A 17,007-nucleotide genomic window follows, 5' to 3' on the forward strand; every position below is an offset into this window, starting at 1 on the left:
AAAAATAATATTAATAATGGGGAGATGCAATATGAAACGAGGGAAATTTGGAAAGATTCTTATTGGAACGTTAACAATTGGAATGTTATTGTCTCAAGGAATTCCATATAACGTCTTAGCTGAAGAGGTAAATACATCTACTTTAACTGGAATTGATGATGCAAATGCTATCTTGAAAGGTCTTACAAAGGAACAACGTAATGCCTTAAAAACGTTAGATACAAAACCAGGTTTTGTTATTTCGCCAGGGATCAATACAGCAAGTCCTAATAATGTGAATGTGATTATAGAGTTTAAGCAAGCACCTAGCAAAATTGAGGTATTAAAACAAGCGGCTAAAGGGAAAAAGGTGGCTCTTTCAAATGCGGAACAAAAGGTTGAGGCATCACATAAAGGGTTTAAAGCAGAGCTTGAACAACTTCAAAAGAATAAAGAGAAAGGGGCAAATTTAAAATCTGCAAAAATAACAAGAGAATATAAGAATGCTTTTAATGGTGTAGCGATTTCTTTACCTGCGAACATGATCGAAGACTTAGTTCGTACTGGTTTGGTTAAGCGTGTATGGGAAGATCATGAGGTTAAAATTGATTTGCCGAAAGAAACAGCTAAGACTGCTGTTGAACCAAAAATGGCAGATAGTGTACCGCAAATTGGTGTGGACAAGCTGCATGATGAAAAAATAACAGGTAAAGGAATTAAGGTAGGTGTACTAGACACAGGTATTGATTACAACCACCCAGATTTGAAAGATGCATATAAAGGATATCGTGCAAAACAAGGTGAAGATCCAAGCAAAATAGATCCGAACTCCATAAAAGGATGGGACTTTGTTAATAATGATGCTGATCCAATGGAGACAACGTATAAGGATTGGCAAAATTCTGGAGGATATCCTGAGATTTATGAGGGAAGTGCATATTATACATCCCATGGTACGCATGTGGCTGGGACAATTGCTGCAGACAAACAGAATAGTGTGGATTATGCAGTGAAGGGCGTTGCTCCAGATGTAGATTTATATTCATATCGCGTATTAGGTCCATATGGAAGTGGACAAACAAGTGGTATTCTTGCTGCGATTGATAAAGCAGTGAAAGACGATATGGATGTTATCAATTTATCACTAGGAGCGTCTATTAATGATCCTTTATATCCTACTTCTGTGGCAGTGAACAATGCGATGTTAGCTGGTGTTGTTACTGTAGTAGCAGCAGGTAATAGTGGTCCGGAAGAAGGTACCATTGGATCACCTAGTGCAGCGGCACTTCCAATTACAGTGGGAGCCAGTGACGCTGCAATGACAATCCCAACGTTTTCTGCAGATGCAGGTGATTTACATGTGGATAAGATGATGCTACTTGGAAAAAGCTTTACTGATAAGATTGAAGATTTGAAAGGTCAATCCGTATCAGTTGTATATGCAGGGCTTGGGAAATCAGGTGATTTTACAGGGAAAGATGTAAAAGGGAAGTTAGCTCTTATCCAACGCGGTGAGATTACATTTGATGAAAAAATTAAAAATGCTAAGGAAGCAGGCGCAAAGGCGGTAATCGTATATAACAATGTAGATGGTGAAATTACAAGTTACCTTGGGGAAAATACTTCATCTATTCCATCGTTCCGCTTAACAAAAGTAGATGGTGAGAAATTACAAGCAAAAGCTGTACAAGGAGATGTGTCGTTAGTATTTGGGGAACTAAGTAATATAAAAACAGAGGGAGATCGCTTAGCTGATTTCAGCTCCCGTGGTCCTGCAACTAAAACAGATGATATTAAGCCAGATATTGTAGCACCAGGTGTGTCTATTTTCTCAACAGTTCCTGAATATATTAATGATCCAAAGGATGGAGAAAATTATCCGGTTGCGTATGGACGTATGTCAGGTACTTCTATGGCAACTCCTCATACTGCAGGGGTAGCGGCACTCATTTTACAAGAACATCCAAACTATAGTCCATTTGAAGTAAAAGAAGCACTTATGAATACCGCAGTTGACTTAAAAGAGGAGCGTTCAGTATTTGAGGTGGGCTCAGGACGAATTGATGCATATCGTGCAGTTCATGCAGATACATCTATCGAGGTTATCGATAAAACATCAAACGTTGTAGATGATGAAGAAGTAGAAATTGAAGAAAAAACAGGTTCTATTGCATTTGGATATAAAAATCAACTAGAAACTGTGCCTATTAAAGATAGTCGAAAAGTCTTAATTAAGAACAGCAGTAAAACAGATGGGAAAGAGTTTAAATTAGAAGTAGAGTTTTCACCTACAAGTGTAGGTGTGCAAGATGCAGCGAAGAATGGTGTGAAGCTAAACGTACCAGAGTCTATTAAAGTAGCTCCTGGTACATCAGAGGAAATTAGCTCTGAAATTATCATTCCAGGAAACGCTGAATTTGGTAGATATGAGGGATATATTCATATTACAAATAAAAACAATGAAAAAGAAGTATATCAAGTACCATTTGCAGTTAAATTCACCGAAAAAGGGATTGCGTCTGTAGATTTACTGAGGGATGCAATGGCAACAGATGCTTCTAAATTCCATCCGTTTATGGAAAGACCAAGTTCACCGTTGACATTTAAATTGAATAGTCCTCTTGAAACCATTGATGCAGTTGTGAAGGACCGAAAGACTGGGAAGGCATTAGGAGTCGTTGGTACACTTAATGCAAGTAGTCTAACACCGAATGTTGAATATATGATGTTTTCTGGTATGGGAGGGTATGTACTTCCATTTACAGGAGATCCAGCTCATCCAATTGCGGATAAACCTGTTATGTTGCCTGATGGAGATTACGAATTGAACTTTGTTGGATATGATAAACAAGGAAAATCTTATACAAAAGGCGATAGCATTATCATTGATAATATAATACCTGAAATGAAATTTAAGGATGTACAACCTGGTATACACGAAGTCAATGATTCTATGTTTAAAGAAGAAGACGGCCAGCGGGCTTTATGGGTGCATGGTAATATTTATGATTCTACAGTAGATGCATTAAAGGCAAAAGGCTTGCAGTATGATCAAAAAGCGAATCAAATTGTATATTATCAAAACTCAGCCTTTCCATCAGGTTGGCTGAATACAATTCAAGCAAATGGTGATTTTAAATTTGGAGTACTTCCAGAGGAAATAAACGAGCCGTTAAATCTAAAATTATTTGGATATGATCTTGCAACTGCAGGGAATATGGCAACTGGATATAAAGATTACGTCTTTGTAAAGGAAGGGACAGAATACGCTGTTCCAAGTTATGACAAAGAGAAAATCAAATTAGGAGAAAAAATTACGTTAACTTTGAATCTCAATAATGTAAAACAGCTTATGTCAGGTACATTTGAAATTCCTTATTACAAGCAGCTATTTAAATTTACAGATGTGAAACCAAATCCAGCACTTACGGAATATGTAAAACAACATGGACTGAATCTTAAATTAGAAGATCCAAAGGTAAATGAAGAAGGAGCTTGGGAAAACAAGGTGAAAGTTGGCGCGTCATTGGAAGGAAAAGAATTTAAAGGATTAGATGGTGATACACCATTTTTAGATGTTACATTCGAGATGACGAACGATGAATACTTTAATGATTTAACTGCATTTGGAGTAGATAAGTTCTCTTATACAAAAGCTGGTGCATCAGAAGGCATTGAGATTCCTGCGTTTAAAGATAAATCTTTTGCTATTGTTTCGAAACATTCAACGGTTACAGGATATATTGGCCCGGAAGCTTTCTTGAATGAAGAGGGGTATTTAGGTAAGAAAGACTATACAAAACTAGGAGCAAAAGTGTACGTAGTTGGCAAGGATGGAAAGAAATATACAGGAACGATTGGTGATAACGGGCAATTTGAAATTCATAGTGTCCCAGTAAGCGATAAAGAATATGATATTTTCGTAGAAATGCCAGGTCATTTAAATAGTAAATTAACAACAAAAATAGGGAAAATGCAAGACGGAGAATTAGTGGGACAAAACTTTAGAGCTGACATGGATGATAACCTTGCAGGTGATGTAAACGGCGATAAAATGGTAGATATTCAAGATGCTAGAATAGCAGCTCTGTCATATGAAAAAGGAAAAGTGTCTGTTAAAGATGGTGACGTGAATCAAGATGGTGTTGTAAACGAAACTGATATTCGTTTTATTGAGAAAAACTTCTTGAAAAAGGGTCCAGATGCTAAAGAAAATCAGAAACCGAAAGAAAATGTAGGGCCAGTGACGTTAGAGAAAATTTTACGCTCTATTGGTTTAGAACCAAAAAAATAAGTAGGAAAACTTCTAGAGTAAATAAAGTAATCAGACAATGAATAGTAAATGAAATGGGATTGGGTAACAAATGACCGGTAATGATTTACGGTAACATTACCGGTCATTTTAAAAGTAATAATTGTTTGGGTGCATGAAATAGCTAGTTTAAAGTGAGTTCGCTTTCATTATGTGACAAGGTGGTTGCTTAATTAGTATTGTTTGTGGGATGGAAATAAGTTTTGTAATTTGACCTTTAAAAATAGGGGGACTTGTGAAATGAGTATGAAGAAAAAACTTGGTATGGGTGTTATAACTGCAGCGCTTGGCTTATCCTTAATTGGCGGGGGAACATATGCATATTTTAGTGATAAGGAAGTATCACAAAATACGTTTGCAGCGGGTACTTTAGATTTGAGTGTGAATCCTGAAGTTGTTATTAATGTCGACAATTTGAAACCAGGCGATGAAATGGAGCGCGGTTTTCAATTAGTTAACAAAGGAACCTTAGCAATAGGAGATGTGAAACTCCTGACAGATTACAGTGTAATCGATGCGAAAGGGGATAATGGAAATGCTGATTTTGGTGATCATATCCGTGTTGATTTCTTGTGGAATTTGGATAAAAATGAGGTTCCAATTTGGTCTACTACATTATCTGAATTAAAGGTAGCTACGCAAAATGGAAGTATTCCGGATCTTGTACAAAAAGGTGTGGTAGACCGAGAAGGAAATGGACTTGCTCCTGGTGATGATGATACATTTTATGTAATGTTTACATTCGTAGATAGCGGTGAAGACCAAAATGTATTTCAGGGAGATGCATTGAAATTAAATTGGACGTTTAATTCCATGCAAGCAAGCGGTGAAGAAAAGTAAGCGTAGTAATTTGCATACTATATGTTTGAGACGTATAGTATACGAATGATGATACTTTTTTATCCATAAAGAAAAGACACCCTAAGGTGCCATCCTCTCACTTGAACCATCTTAAAATTAAGATGGTTCAAGTGAAAAGAAGTATAAAGTATTAATAGGGATGCAAATTTCAAAATAAAAAATACGTTAAGTAAACTTTTATTCGAAAATTCACATTAAGTAATAATGTTTAAAAATTAAGTTTATAAAAAAAATAAGATGTTTATAAATGTAAAACCTACGGGAACTTTTCCTGTGGGTTTTTTAAGTAGTTTTTACGAAATTATGAGTGTTTTTTATTTTGTATTTCAATAAGTTCATCTTGTACCATTTTTATATAATATTCTTTTTCTGTTAGTTCAAATATAAATAATGCTTTTTTCCAGTTATAAACAACATCTTCTACATTGTGTTGTTTAATCTTTAATAAACACTGACCTTTTAAATAGAATAGTTCACCTAATAAGTATAAAGTATTTAGATTAATTGCTAATTTGATGCCCCTATCAATGTATTTTATTGCCTCTTCATGTTGATATGTGAAGTCTAAACATTTTGCTAAATTGAAAATGATTTTTAATTTAATTTCTTTATCTCTAGGAAAATCTAACTTATTAAAATTAGTTAAACATCTTTTTAATATCGTAATACTTTTTTCATATTCTTTATTTTCCCCATGAAATATAGCCATTGTCTGCATAATATGTATTTCTCTTTCTGATAAAAAATCAGAATTGGTTAAAGTTAGTTTTAACGCATGATTTAAAAGAGTTAAAGCGGTTTTTGTTGATCTATTTACCTCAAATATAGCAATTGCTTCATGCCATATTAGAAATTGTTTCTCTTCGTTTGTTTGAAAATTATTCAAGTTTTTCTCTTTTTTTACTATTTCATAAAGTTCTTTGTATTGTTTTTGCTTTAAGCAATCTTTTATTACGTATTTTACATTTTCTACATATTTTAATCTTTTGTTTTGAGTTAGTGCAAATATATGATTCGGATCAATGCCAAGTCTTTCTGATAATTGATATAACAATATACTAGATGGATAAATTATACCTTTTTCGATCTTGCTAATTTGACTTTGTGAACATATTCCATGACATAATTCGGATTGTGATATATTTTTTTTAATTCTAAGTTCTTTAATGGTAATACCCAAATCGTTAAATTCCATTTTTTCACCTACTATTTAGCACTGTATTAGTATAAGAGTTTTCTCTAACTTTTAATGTAATGTAAAATTAATATATTTACAATTGTTATTTGTTTTAAAGGAATTACCGTTTTCATAGGATGGGTGAGGCTTTTATTATGTACAAAAAAAGACACCCCTAAGGTGCCTTCCTCCGACTTGAACCACGTTCATTTAGTATAAACTTATCCGTATTATCCCTTTGTTATGCGTGTAAACACACCCTATAAAACAGAATCGTCTATATACACCAGATTGTTAGTTTACAAAGTACAAGAGATTTGAGATCAGTATTAGAGTGACGCGACACCTTCTATAATGATTGGTATGTTACGCCTTTCAAAAGAATCTGCTTTATAGAATGTATCCACGTTTATTATTTTACTATATATAATATTTATTTGGTGTAATTTTTGTAGATATGTATAATTACATAAAGTTGATGGAAAAATCAGAGTATAATTTGGATTGTGTAATAAAGATAAGGCCCACCTACGGAAATAGGTGGGTTTTTGTTGGGTATTACTATCTCATTGCACACAAGGGAATTTCTATTAAAATCATAGCATATTTTTATAGCTCTTATATTGAGAAATAAAGAAAAGACACCCAAATAAGAGTGTCTTTTCCCATAGTTTTTTAGCAGAAGCAACTGCATCCAATAATGATTAAAAGTATAAAGAGTACAACGAGTAAAGCAAAAACGGACTATTCTACATTATCTGAATTAAAGATAGCTACGAAAAATAGAAGTATTCCTGACCTTGTAAAGAAAGGTATTGTAGATCGAGAAGGAAATGGATTTACTCCAGGTGATGATGATACATTTTATGTAATGTTCACATTCGTAGATAGCGGTGAAGACCAAAATGTATTTCAGGGAGATGCATTGAAATTAAATTGAACGTTTAATTCCATGCAAGCAAGCGGTGAAGAAAAGTAAGTGTAATAAATTTGTATACTCTATGTTTAAAATTGTAACAAGAAGCATAAGATGGCCGTTTTGATCAACTTATTCCTTTTTAGTTTGCGGACAACGTATGCTTCTAATATGTATACAACAAAAATAACAACTAGCGCCTCGTAAGAGGTGCTAGTTGACGTGAAATTCGTTATTGATACTGAAAAAGGATCTTTTTTTTTAAAAAATCTGGCCCATTTCTATATTAAGTGTAGTTTTTTCTATACTTAATTAATTTTATATACTGAAATAAATTATTTGTTAAATTTTTTTATCTACCACCAAATCCAGGTTGCATAGGGGCAACTTGGGGGAACATGACCCCACCACCAGGTGAAAGTTGAGAAGCTGCAACTGGCGCTAATCCAAGACTAACATTTCCACCAACTACATTAGGGAATACAATTGTAACCACTTCGTTCCCCATTTGATTAAAAGCTACTCTAAAAATAAAAACACGCGTTCCTGCTTGAAGTTGTTGACCATTAGGTAAAATAACAGACTGAGGAAGAATATGAAACTGACCTACTAAATTTACAAATGATTGTTGTCTAGGATTATTTGTATAATCATATGAGTATTCATCATAATTTTGTTGATACATAAACTTTCAGCTTCTTTCTATTTTAAATTTTAACGAATTTTCCGAAAGGATTCTCCTTCCTCAAGCGTGTGAAGGGCGTAGCCCAACGGTAGGTGGGAGATGAATTTCGGTTTGGCGTAGCCAAAAGGTTTTCCTTTTTATTTTGCCTCTGATATAATCAGTCTTATAAATTATAAGGGCTGGTATATAAATGAAATTAGATAGTAATAACCATTCAGTATTCTTGTTATATTATCACCTTGTGTTGGTCGTGAAATACAGAAGAAATGTGTTTGATAATGATATGTCAGACTATGCAAAAGATATGTTTGTTCGATTATCTAAAAACTATAACATCACGTTAGTTGAATGGAATCATGATGTAGACCACGTTCATATTTTGTTCAAGGCACACCCTAATACAGAAATGACAAAATTCATCAATGCTTATAAAAGTGCAAGTTCTCGACTTATTAAAAGAGACTTTCCACAAGTGAAAAAGAAACTTTGGAAAGAGATGTTTTGGTCAAGAAGTTTTTGCTTGCTAACTACTGGTGGTTCGCCAATAGACGTAGTAAAAACATATATTGAAAATCAAAGTGAAAAGTGAGGTGAAATGATATGACAAAGCAGAATAAAGCATATAAATTCCGTTTGTATCCAACAGAAGACCAAGCACATCTTATGCGTAAAACATTCGGTTGTGTACGTTTCGTGTATAACAGAATGTTAGCTGAACGGAAAGAAGCGTATGAAAAACATAAAGATGATAAGGATCAACTAAAGAAACAAAAGCTTCCCACTCCTGCGAAATACAAAGCAGAATTTGAGTGGTCAAAAGAAGTGGATTCATTAGCTTTGGCAAATGCTCAACTAAACTTGCAAACTGCCTATAAAAATTTCTTTCGTGGTCAAAATGACTTCCCAACATTCAAAAGCAAAAAAGACAGAAAGTCTTATACAACGAATGTAGTGAACGGAAATATTATGTTGCTTAACGGTCATATCAAATTGCCAAAACTGAAAATGGTACGTATCAAACAGCATAGAGAAATACCACAAGACCATATAATCAAGTCATGTACGATTTCTATGACACCTACTGGTAAATACTATGTGTCCATTTTGACTGGTATTTATGAAACAGATATTAATAATAAAGAACAATTAAATGAAAAGTTAAAAGAAAAAATGAGTAATACCTTTATTTTATGTTTTGTCGCAATAGGTGCTACCACATACAAATATAACTTACCTGAAGATTTCGTTGGATGGTTATCAGTAATAGCAAGATTTATTATACTTTTTGCTTTCCTATTTGGTATTCAATATCTTATTACAGTATTAGCATGGAAGAAATCAAATAAAATTTAATAAGTATAGACAAAAAAGCTTATCTTTTAGCACTTAATGATAAGCTTTTTATTATTTTTTCATCTTTTTTCGTTTGGGTGTACAATGAATTTCTTAGCTTGATAGCGATGGGATAGAACCACATCGCCATTAAGCGGAAGTTTTATAATACTCCAGAACAAAATTTCGTGCTAACTTGTAACAAAAAAACATGTGAAATTGCCCATAGATAACTATCTTATAGTAATTACATAAACTAGTGTGTGATATAATAATATAAAGATATTACATTTAAAGGGGGATTCAAATTGGTTAAAAACTTACCTTTACTAATAGTGATTTTACTACTTGGTATAAGTTCTTCTACGTTAAGTACGAATGGATACTTTTCTCCAGTTATAGAAGGGTCTTTAATGATTATAAGTATTATTTTAAACATTGCTGCAGTGATAGGTTTATCACTACACGTTCTTGTATACCAACCTATGAAAAGATATGAAACAAATTTAAAAGAGACATTTAAATAAAATAATTATATTCGAGGTAACAACCCATCGTTATTGAGCTAAAAAATGTATCCATAAAAAGAAAAAATACGCTATTCTTTCTGTAGAATCATAGGAAAGGATGGCGTTTTTTAAATTTTATAGATACTTTGTGGTAGCCTCAAGTAGGAGGATTTAGCACAGACAAACAATAATATTTTTTGTCTAGAAAGGAGAATGTTTTTTGAAATACACATTAAGAAAAAAATTAAGGGTGTTTTTTATAGGATTACTAGTACTAGTAATAATCACTTCTATTTTCGTTTATTACAAGTTTTTAACACCTTCAGCAGATATTCAACAATACAAGGAGTATTATGCTCCAAAAACAACACAAAAAGTATTGAATCAAGGTGAGGTAAAGGTCACATTTTTAGGAACATCATCTTTACTATTTGATGATGGAAATACACAATTAATGATTGATGGTTTTATTTCTAGGCCATCCTTACCAAAAATGTTGTTCAGCAATATAAAAACAGATGAAGATACTGTGGATAAAGCTTTTAATCAAATAGGGGTTGATAATAATAAACTTAAGGGATTATTTATTGCACATACACATTATGATCATGCGTTTGATTTAGCTTATATAGCTAAACGAACTGGAACACATGTATATGGTTCAGAATCAGCAATTAACATAGGTATTGGTGGTGATATAAATAAGAACCAGATGTCTGTATATGAAGTAAATAAGGCTATGAAGTTTGGTGATTTTACTGTTACTGTCCTTCCATCGAAACATTCACCAACCTTTGATGAAGGAGAAAAAATAAAAAAGCCACTTAAACAACCTGCTAAAGTCCTAGATTATCATGAAGACCCTTCTTATGATTACTTGATTACACATAATAATAAAACTTTCCTTGTTAAACCAAGTGCTAACTATATAGAAGGAGTATTAGATGATATTCGAGCTGATGTCTTGTTTTTAGGAATAGGGGTATTAGGAAAGCAGGAAAGTACTTTCCAAAATACGTATTACAAGCAAACTGTACGAAAAGTACAACCGAAGCTTGTTATTCCAATACATTGGGACGATTTCAACAAACCATTGACAGATACTCTTGAAGCAATGCCTAAATATGCGGACAATACCAAAAATGGATTAGATTTTATAATTCAAAGGACAAAAACAGATAAAATTGATTTTCAAATACTTCAAGGTTTTAGAAGTATTTACTTCTAAAAAAGGGATCCACCACACCTCTATCAAGTTAAGGAACATAAAAAACGATAATAATGAACTTCTGCGCTAAAAAAAGACACAAAATTTTCGTTTAGGGGGTAATCTGTTCTGTTAGCTTGATGGATGTGGGTTACGGCCAGCATTTCGGAAAAACCTACAAGTGAAATAAGTAATAAAAAGTCAATATTATTTCTACATAAACTAGGTTTTTCTAGACAAACATGTTTATTATCACACGCTATTACCTTAATTTAAACATTTAAATGAAGACGAAAAACTCTAACAATAACAATTTTTAAAATTATAAATCATAAGTATATGCTCTTCTTACATATATAATAGAGAGCTTGTCTTATTAAATATTAAGTTATGTAAGAAGGGAGAATCCCCCTTGAAAAAAGTATTATTATTTGGAGACCCAGGTATAGATGATTCTTTGGCAATTATATATGGTTTATTACATCCTGAAATTGAGATTGTTGGAATTGTTACAAGTTATGGAAATGTTACAAAAGAACAAACGACTCGAAATGCTGTTTACTTATTACAATTAGCTGGAAGAACAGATATCCCTGTTATCAGTGGTGCCTCTTTACCATTTCTTAATGGTTTCACTGCTTATTATCCAGAAATACATGGTGCAGAAGGACTTGGACCTATCCAACCACCAGAAAGTGTAGCATCAATTCCTATTCATAATTTTAGTCTTATTCTGTCAATTGTTGAAAAATATAAGGAAGAATTAACAATTGTTGATGTAGGTAGATCCACTTCTCTTGCAATCGCTTTAAACCTTTGGAAAGAAACAATGCAAAGCATAAAAGAAATATACATAATGTCCGGGGTATTTCTTCAACCAGGAAACGTCTCACCTGTAGCTGAAGCAAATGCATATGGTGATCCAGTTTCAACCCGGTTTGTAATTAATCAATCTAAAAATTTAACAATAATTCCTTTAAACGTAACAAATTCAGCTATTTTACTTCCAAATGAAGCAGAATATATTGCAGAACACACTACTACCCCATTTAAATCATTAATTAAACCAATTTATGATTATTACTTCAGTGCCTACAAAAAATTAAACCCTAGTATTAAAGGCGCGCCTTTACATGATGTTGTTGCGATAAGTGCAATTGTCAATCCAGATTTCCTTCAATATATGTATCGAAAAGTAGAGATTGATTTAGAATCTTTAAGGGGACAGACTGTCGCAGATTTTCGACCAGGAGCAAAAGCAGAGGGAGCTAGGATTGGATTGAAATTAAATCAAAAACAGTTTATTAATAATTTCATGGAAATTATGATAGATAGAGGAACAAATTAGGGGTACAGCCGCATGCCCATCAAGCTAAGAGAAGACAACTACCCCAAAAACGAATTTTTGTGCTGACTTGTAATAATAAAGCTCATTTTTTTCTTTTTGGGGTGGATCTGTTTTCTTAAGTTGGTGGGCATATGGTGCTACCCCTAATAATGGTAATTCTAATCTTGATAAAAGCCTGGAACAAGATAATAAATAATATAGATAAGAACCTCGCCATTTCCATAAGATGGCGAGGTTCTTACGCATAAAGAAAAGACACCCTAAGGTGCCTTTTCTAATAGTTTTTTAGCAGAAGCAACTGCATCCAATAATGATTAAAAGTATAAAGAGTACAACGAGTAAAGCAAAGCCTCCAGCAAAACCGCAGCCTTCGCCGCAACTACCACCATATCCCATAATAATAGTTCCTCCTTTAGATAAGAGAAAAAGACTAGGGGTCATTCCATGTGTTTTAATGGGTTCACTTTATCTTATGTTTTTACGTATGACTTGAGCAGGTCCTTTTGAAAATAAGGGAAAGATAAATTAATGTGTTTCCCTTGAACGTTGTTAAATTACACATTTTCTAAAAAACAAACTATTTAATTATATAAATAATATGATTATTTAATATAATGTATTAATCCTAACAGAAGGGAGGATTAACCATGCAATTAGTTTGTTTTAAAGTAGTAAATGGACAATACTTTTTAGTTGTAGAAGGTATCGAGATTCCAGCGCCAATTCCAGCGTTTGCTGCAGCTTTATTAATTGGTTTAGGAGTAATCCCGCTTTGTTCTTAATTTAAAGAATTTCAAACAGCTCTACCTTTCAATTGATAAACCCTTAAGCATATGGATGCTTGAGGGTTTTTTATAATAAAAAGAAAAGACGCCATAAGGCGTCCCTACAATTAGGTAGATAAGACTTCAGTTTTCCAATCTAAAGAAATTTTGTATCAGTTCTTTGAAAGTATATCATAATATCCAGTTGATTTATTATGCATTATTACATACTTCTCTCAAACCTTCTAGTTTTTATTTGATAAAATAGAATCCTAATATTACCAAAAATTAAATAAATATTTCTAAAAACCCTAAATATTTATAGGGATAACAAAAGTGATACATTTAAGGTGCAAATTATTAAAAATATAAAAGGAGGGTGAATAAAGCGGTATTTAAAAAAGACTATTATAAACGGTGAGCAGTTATACAGGTTATATGAACCTGAATCTTGTTAAAAAATGATACTCATTTGAGTGTACTTTCTGATTTGAACCACCTTGATTAAAATAATGAAGAATCATCATTCGTTTATTCTGATTTCTGGAAAAGTTTTAATAGATTCATGTTGAACAAACATACTTTTTAGAAAGAGGAGAGATTATTGATGGATAGTCAATTACTATATCAACAGCAAAAAAGAGAAAAGGCACTTGTGATTGGAGCTGGTATTGCAGGCTTACTTACTGCACGCGTGCTTTCCAGTTATTTTGAGACAGTGATAGTTGTTGAAAAAGATGAGTTACCTCAAAAACCATCTGAACGTCCAGGTACACCCCAAGACTTTCATCCTCATCGTGTATTACCACGTGGAGAAATAATTATGAACCGTTTCTTTCCTGGATATGTTGATGATTTATTAAATTTAGGGGCCCATAATGTCAAGAATGATAAAATGATTCGATTTTCTCCGTATGGGGCACTGGAACTAGTTATAGAACGAAAAGGTGCAGCAAGCAGTCGAGCATTGTTAGAATGGACAATCCGCCAACGTGTGCAAGAAATTCCTAATGTCCATTTTTATTCAAAGCAAGTAGTCACAGGCCTTTTAGCTTCGTCTGATCACAAGCGTGTTATTGGAATTAATATTCAAGAACGGGACGAATTAAAAACAAAGCGAACTGTGTTAACCGATTTGGTAGTTGACACATGTGGTCGTCAATCTAAACTCAATAAATGGCTTACATCTATGGGCTATGATGTTCCAGAACCAGAACGTTTAAAGGTGAATTTCGGATATAGCACGAGATATTATAAAGTACCTTCACATATCAAAGAGAAATTGAGTGCAATTTCTGAAGGAGATCCTGCTAAAAAGGTTGGAGCTGTAGGTTTATTATATATTGAAGATAACATAGCTCAAGCGCTACTATTTGTTGCTGGAGGTACGCATTATCCACCAACAAATTCAAAAGAATATGAAAAAGAACTGGATTCTTTAGTTACCCCTATGATGAGGGAGTTAATTAAAGAGTTAGAACCAATTAGTGTCCCAAGGGGATTTAGAGCGCAGGAGTCCACTCGTCAACATTTTGAACAAATGGAAAATTGGCCATCTGGATTATTAGTGTTAGGTGATGCTTTTTGTAACTTTGATCCCATTTATGGACAGGGGATGACCGTAGCCGCCATTGAAGCTGAAATGTTAGATACTTGTTTAAAAGAACATTCTACTCATAAACCTGGATTCGAACGCAAGGTGTTGCAACGTATGCAACAAGCTATTGAGCCGGCATGGTGGCTGAGTTCAATTGCAGATTTACGTTGGAAAGGTGTTGAACATGTAGGAGCCGTTCCACTAAAAGGTGTGGAATTTGCACAGAAATATTTTGATGTATATCTTAAACAAGCTGTAAAGCAAGCGAATGAGGGGAATTCATCCATGCTCCAAAAATATATAATGATGAATGGGCTAGTTCATTCGCCTCATGAAATCATTAACTCAGATATGTTAAGGATGTTAATCAATGGAGATGAGTCTTTAGAAGAGAATGAACTTTTGAACGAACTTGGAGAAGTAGATAAGAAACCAATGCAAGAAAGAATACATGAATTAATCCCTTCCTTTACATTAGCTTTTGAGAATAGTATTCCAAATCTGTTCTCATCCATTTCAATTTCTAATGCCAAATGAATAAAAGAAACATTGCTCTAATTAGGGCAATGTTTCTTTTATTAGATAAGCAGTATTTAATAAACTACTTTTTCAATTGTTGGCATTATAGCGATTGGTGGTAAAGAGTAAGTCCAAGCAGCAGCGTATACATTTAATTTTTCACCTAATTTGTAGTTTTCACCATTGGATACAGGTACTCTTAAAATTTTATTTTGGGAAACTAGCTCCCATCAATTATTCTGATAATAAAGTGCGTCTTCTTTCGTAAAAGCATCAGCAACAATTAAGTAATTATCGTCTGCTGAAATAACATAGCCCGTGAAAGGTATTTGTATTCGTACCTGTTCCTCCTTAAATTTTATTACCACATAAAGGCCGCAATAAAATTAAAGGTAAAATAAACAGAATATTTTAAATTATATATATCAACTTATTTAAAGGTTAATCTAATGTAATACCATGATACCATGGTTTTACATTAGATATAGATAATTTTGGAAAAGGGGAAGATTCTATGAATGTTCAACTAGAAAATGAACAAATAACAAAATTATTAAACGACTGGTATCAATCCATGCTAAAACAACAATTAGTTAAAGCAAAACAATTAAAAGAGTATGTAGACAATGAAATTAACAATGTCAAAGAAAATCAAAACGTACTCTTATATTATTCTTTATTAGATTTTAGATACAAAGCATTAACAGATTGGATAAGTATTAACGAAAGCAGTTTTGATGAAATGGATAATTTCACAACTCCAGCAGATGACTTCCTAGCTTATTATTATCACTTTTTTAAAGCATTCCATTCTACTTTAACATCCAATTACACTGAAGCAAGTGAACACTATGAAAAAGCTAAAGAACTATTAATACACATTCCTGATCCAATAGAACATGCTGAATTTAATTATCGAATGGGATATTTTTATTATCAAATCTATAAACAAGTAATAGCTCTTGATTATATAAAATTAGCTAAAGAAGAATTTTTAAAACATGAAGGTTATGAAATAAATGTAGCACTATGTGACAATTTTATAGGTCTGTGTTGTATTGATTTAAAACATTTCGAATTAGCTGAGGAGTCATTTAATAAGGCACTAGACACATTCCAAAAAAATAATCATAAAAATTCTATCCTTATGGTAAGACATAATTTAGCTTGGTTATATTCAAAACAAAATTTATCTAAACTCGCAATTCGTCATGTATCTGAAGTAACAAAGAACAATCCTAACCATTTCAAAGCATTTTTCGTAGAAGCATATGAATACTATAAGATAAATGACCATAATTACAGCGATCAACTAATTCAAAAAGGATTAAAACTTAGTAACGATTTTAACAATCAAGAATTCCAACATCGTTTTAAAATTTTAAAAGCTCTCAACAACAATGTCCCTACATTAACTTTAGAAATATTTATTTCAGAAGGTATTACTTATTTCAAACAAGAAAAACTATGGGAATGCGTAAAAGAATATGCTGATATCTTAGCTCTAAAGTTTTATGAAGAAAATAACCATAACAAAGCAAGTCAATATTTTTACATGAGCAATACAGCTCAAAAAAATGAATTAGAAAAAGGAGCGTTAAAATAATGAAAAAAATCTATCTAACTATACTTGGAATATCTTTAATTAGTATCCTATCGTTAGGGTTAAACGACTCTTTTAAAAATCAAGCTGTAAATATAGGAGACGGTGGAGGTGCACCAGCAAGACCAGATTATTTATTACAAACACACGCTGACTTATAAGAAAAAAACACCTTCATTCTAATATGATCCCCTTATA

13 protein-coding genes and 4 pseudogenes are annotated in these 17,007 nt (G+C 32.9%); 12 read left to right on the forward strand and 5 right to left on the reverse strand.

Going from position 1 to position 17,007, the window contains the following annotated elements:
- The first annotated feature begins 31 nt into the window (after positions 1 to 31).
- Together NZ044_RS27765 and NZ044_RS27770 are read left to right on the forward strand one after the other, a co-directional pair.
- The gene (locus tag NZ044_RS27765) at positions 32 to 4,273 is read left to right on the forward strand and encodes a S8 family serine peptidase (protein ID WP_340950092.1); all 4,242 of its coding nucleotides are present in this window, start codon (positions 32 to 34) and stop codon (positions 4,271 to 4,273) included.
- Between the two features lie 258 nt (positions 4,274 to 4,531).
- Positions 4,532 to 5,131 (forward strand): TasA family protein, encoded by a 600-nt coding sequence (locus NZ044_RS27770; protein ID WP_000061951.1) that lies wholly within the window; start codon positions 4,532 to 4,534, stop codon positions 5,129 to 5,131.
- Between the two features lie 322 nt (positions 5,132 to 5,453).
- On the opposite strand, the gene NZ044_RS27775 is transcribed toward NZ044_RS27770, so the two are convergent.
- Both NZ044_RS27775 and NZ044_RS27780 read right to left on the reverse strand, forming a co-directional pair.
- A complete protein-coding gene (locus NZ044_RS27775) occupies positions 5,454 to 6,347 on the reverse strand; it encodes a helix-turn-helix domain-containing protein (protein WP_340950093.1) in 894 nt (297 codons plus the stop codon).
- A gap of 657 nt (positions 6,348 to 7,004) precedes the next feature.
- Positions 7,005 to 7,067: pseudogene (locus NZ044_RS27780) on the reverse strand (YjcZ family sporulation protein); the annotation flags it as partial.
- Positions 7,068 to 7,077: 10 nt separating this feature from the next.
- Between NZ044_RS27780 and NZ044_RS27785 the strand changes: the two are divergent.
- Positions 7,078 to 7,269, forward strand: a pseudogene (locus NZ044_RS27785) (TasA family protein); the annotation flags it as partial.
- Between the two features lie 328 nt (positions 7,270 to 7,597).
- Here the strand turns inward: NZ044_RS27785 and NZ044_RS27790 are convergent.
- Entirely contained in the window at positions 7,598 to 7,930 is a 333-nt protein-coding gene (locus NZ044_RS27790) for a hypothetical protein (RefSeq protein WP_000284732.1), read from the reverse strand.
- Positions 7,931 to 8,120: 190 nt separating this feature from the next.
- Between NZ044_RS27790 and tnpA the strand changes: the two genes are divergently transcribed.
- From tnpA to NZ044_RS27815, 5 genes and pseudogenes are all read left to right on the forward strand, one after another.
- Positions 8,121 to 8,519, forward strand: a complete 399-nt coding sequence (gene tnpA, locus NZ044_RS27795) for an IS200/IS605 family transposase (protein WP_016078303.1) — start codon at positions 8,121 to 8,123, stop codon at positions 8,517 to 8,519.
- Positions 8,520 to 8,530: 11 nt separating this feature from the next.
- Positions 8,531 to 9,073, forward strand: a pseudogene (locus NZ044_RS27800) (RNA-guided endonuclease TnpB family protein); the annotation flags it as partial.
- Positions 9,074 to 9,570: 497 nt separating this feature from the next.
- On the forward strand, positions 9,571 to 9,789 hold the full coding sequence (locus NZ044_RS27805; RefSeq protein WP_000240396.1) for a hypothetical protein: 219 nt from the start codon (positions 9,571 to 9,573) through the stop codon (positions 9,787 to 9,789).
- Positions 9,790 to 9,991: 202 nt separating this feature from the next.
- Entirely contained in the window at positions 9,992 to 10,999 is a 1,008-nt protein-coding gene (locus NZ044_RS27810) for an MBL fold metallo-hydrolase (RefSeq protein ID WP_016078307.1), read from the forward strand.
- A 391-nt stretch (positions 11,000 to 11,390) separates the two neighbouring features.
- Positions 11,391 to 12,326, forward strand: coding sequence for a nucleoside hydrolase (locus tag NZ044_RS27815; protein ID WP_097892046.1), 936 nt, complete (start codon positions 11,391 to 11,393; stop codon positions 12,324 to 12,326).
- A gap of 285 nt (positions 12,327 to 12,611) precedes the next feature.
- Here NZ044_RS27815 and NZ044_RS27820 read toward each other — a convergent pair whose 3' ends face one another.
- A complete protein-coding gene (locus NZ044_RS27820) occupies positions 12,612 to 12,722 on the reverse strand; it encodes a YjcZ family sporulation protein (protein WP_000540371.1) in 111 nt (36 codons plus the stop codon).
- Positions 12,723 to 12,973: 251 nt separating this feature from the next.
- On the opposite strand from NZ044_RS27820, the gene NZ044_RS27825 reads away from it, so the two are divergent.
- Together NZ044_RS27825 and NZ044_RS27830 are read left to right on the forward strand one after the other, a co-directional pair.
- Positions 12,974 to 13,108, forward strand: a complete 135-nt coding sequence (locus tag NZ044_RS27825) for a hypothetical protein (protein WP_001177696.1) — start codon at positions 12,974 to 12,976, stop codon at positions 13,106 to 13,108.
- Positions 13,109 to 13,697: 589 nt separating this feature from the next.
- On the forward strand, positions 13,698 to 15,224 hold the full coding sequence (locus NZ044_RS27830) for an NAD(P)/FAD-dependent oxidoreductase (RefSeq protein WP_340950094.1): 1,527 nt from the start codon (positions 13,698 to 13,700) through the stop codon (positions 15,222 to 15,224).
- A 56-nt stretch (positions 15,225 to 15,280) separates the two neighbouring features.
- Here the strand turns inward: NZ044_RS27830 and NZ044_RS27835 are convergent.
- Positions 15,281 to 15,550 (reverse strand): annotated as a pseudogene (locus NZ044_RS27835) (DUF3221 domain-containing protein); the annotation flags it as partial.
- Positions 15,551 to 15,720: 170 nt separating this feature from the next.
- Here NZ044_RS27835 and NZ044_RS27840 point away from each other — a divergent pair.
- The gene (locus NZ044_RS27840; RefSeq protein WP_074790084.1) at positions 15,721 to 16,812 is read left to right on the forward strand and encodes a response regulator aspartate phosphatase; all 1,092 of its coding nucleotides are present in this window, start codon (positions 15,721 to 15,723) and stop codon (positions 16,810 to 16,812) included.
- Positions 16,812 to 16,970, forward strand: a complete 159-nt coding sequence (locus NZ044_RS27845) for a Phr family secreted Rap phosphatase inhibitor (RefSeq protein WP_000725639.1) — start codon at positions 16,812 to 16,814, stop codon at positions 16,968 to 16,970. The genes NZ044_RS27840 and NZ044_RS27845 overlap by 1 nt, the downstream gene beginning before the upstream one ends.
- The last annotated feature ends 37 nt before the right edge of the window (positions 16,971 to 17,007 follow it).

Source organism: Bacillus sp. FSL K6-1338, assembly GCF_038006965.1.
GTDB classification, from domain to species: Bacteria; Bacillota; Bacilli; order Bacillales; family Bacillaceae_G; genus Bacillus_A; species Bacillus_A thuringiensis_S.

Coding starts and splice junctions, on each gene's coding strand:
- NZ044_RS27820 (WP_000540371.1), bottom strand. CDS start 12,722: ATGGGATATGGTGGTAGTTGCGGCGAAGGCTGCGGTTTTGCTGGAGGC.
- NZ044_RS27765 (WP_340950092.1), top strand. CDS start 32: ATGAAACGAGGGAAATTTGGAAAGATTCTTATTGGAACGTTAACAATT.
- NZ044_RS27830 (WP_340950094.1), top strand. CDS start 13,698: ATGGATAGTCAATTACTATATCAACAGCAAAAAAGAGAAAAGGCACTT.
- NZ044_RS27775 (WP_340950093.1), bottom strand. CDS start 6,347: ATGGAATTTAACGATTTGGGTATTACCATTAAAGAACTTAGAATTAAA.
- NZ044_RS27790 (WP_000284732.1), bottom strand. CDS start 7,930: ATGTATCAACAAAATTATGATGAATACTCATATGATTATACAAATAAT.
- NZ044_RS27770 (WP_000061951.1), top strand. CDS start 4,532: ATGAGTATGAAGAAAAAACTTGGTATGGGTGTTATAACTGCAGCGCTT.
- tnpA (WP_016078303.1), top strand. CDS start 8,121: ATGAAATTAGATAGTAATAACCATTCAGTATTCTTGTTATATTATCAC.
- NZ044_RS27825 (WP_001177696.1), top strand. CDS start 12,974: ATGCAATTAGTTTGTTTTAAAGTAGTAAATGGACAATACTTTTTAGTT.
- NZ044_RS27840 (WP_074790084.1), top strand. CDS start 15,721: ATGAATGTTCAACTAGAAAATGAACAAATAACAAAATTATTAAACGAC.
- NZ044_RS27845 (WP_000725639.1), top strand. CDS start 16,812: ATGAAAAAAATCTATCTAACTATACTTGGAATATCTTTAATTAGTATC.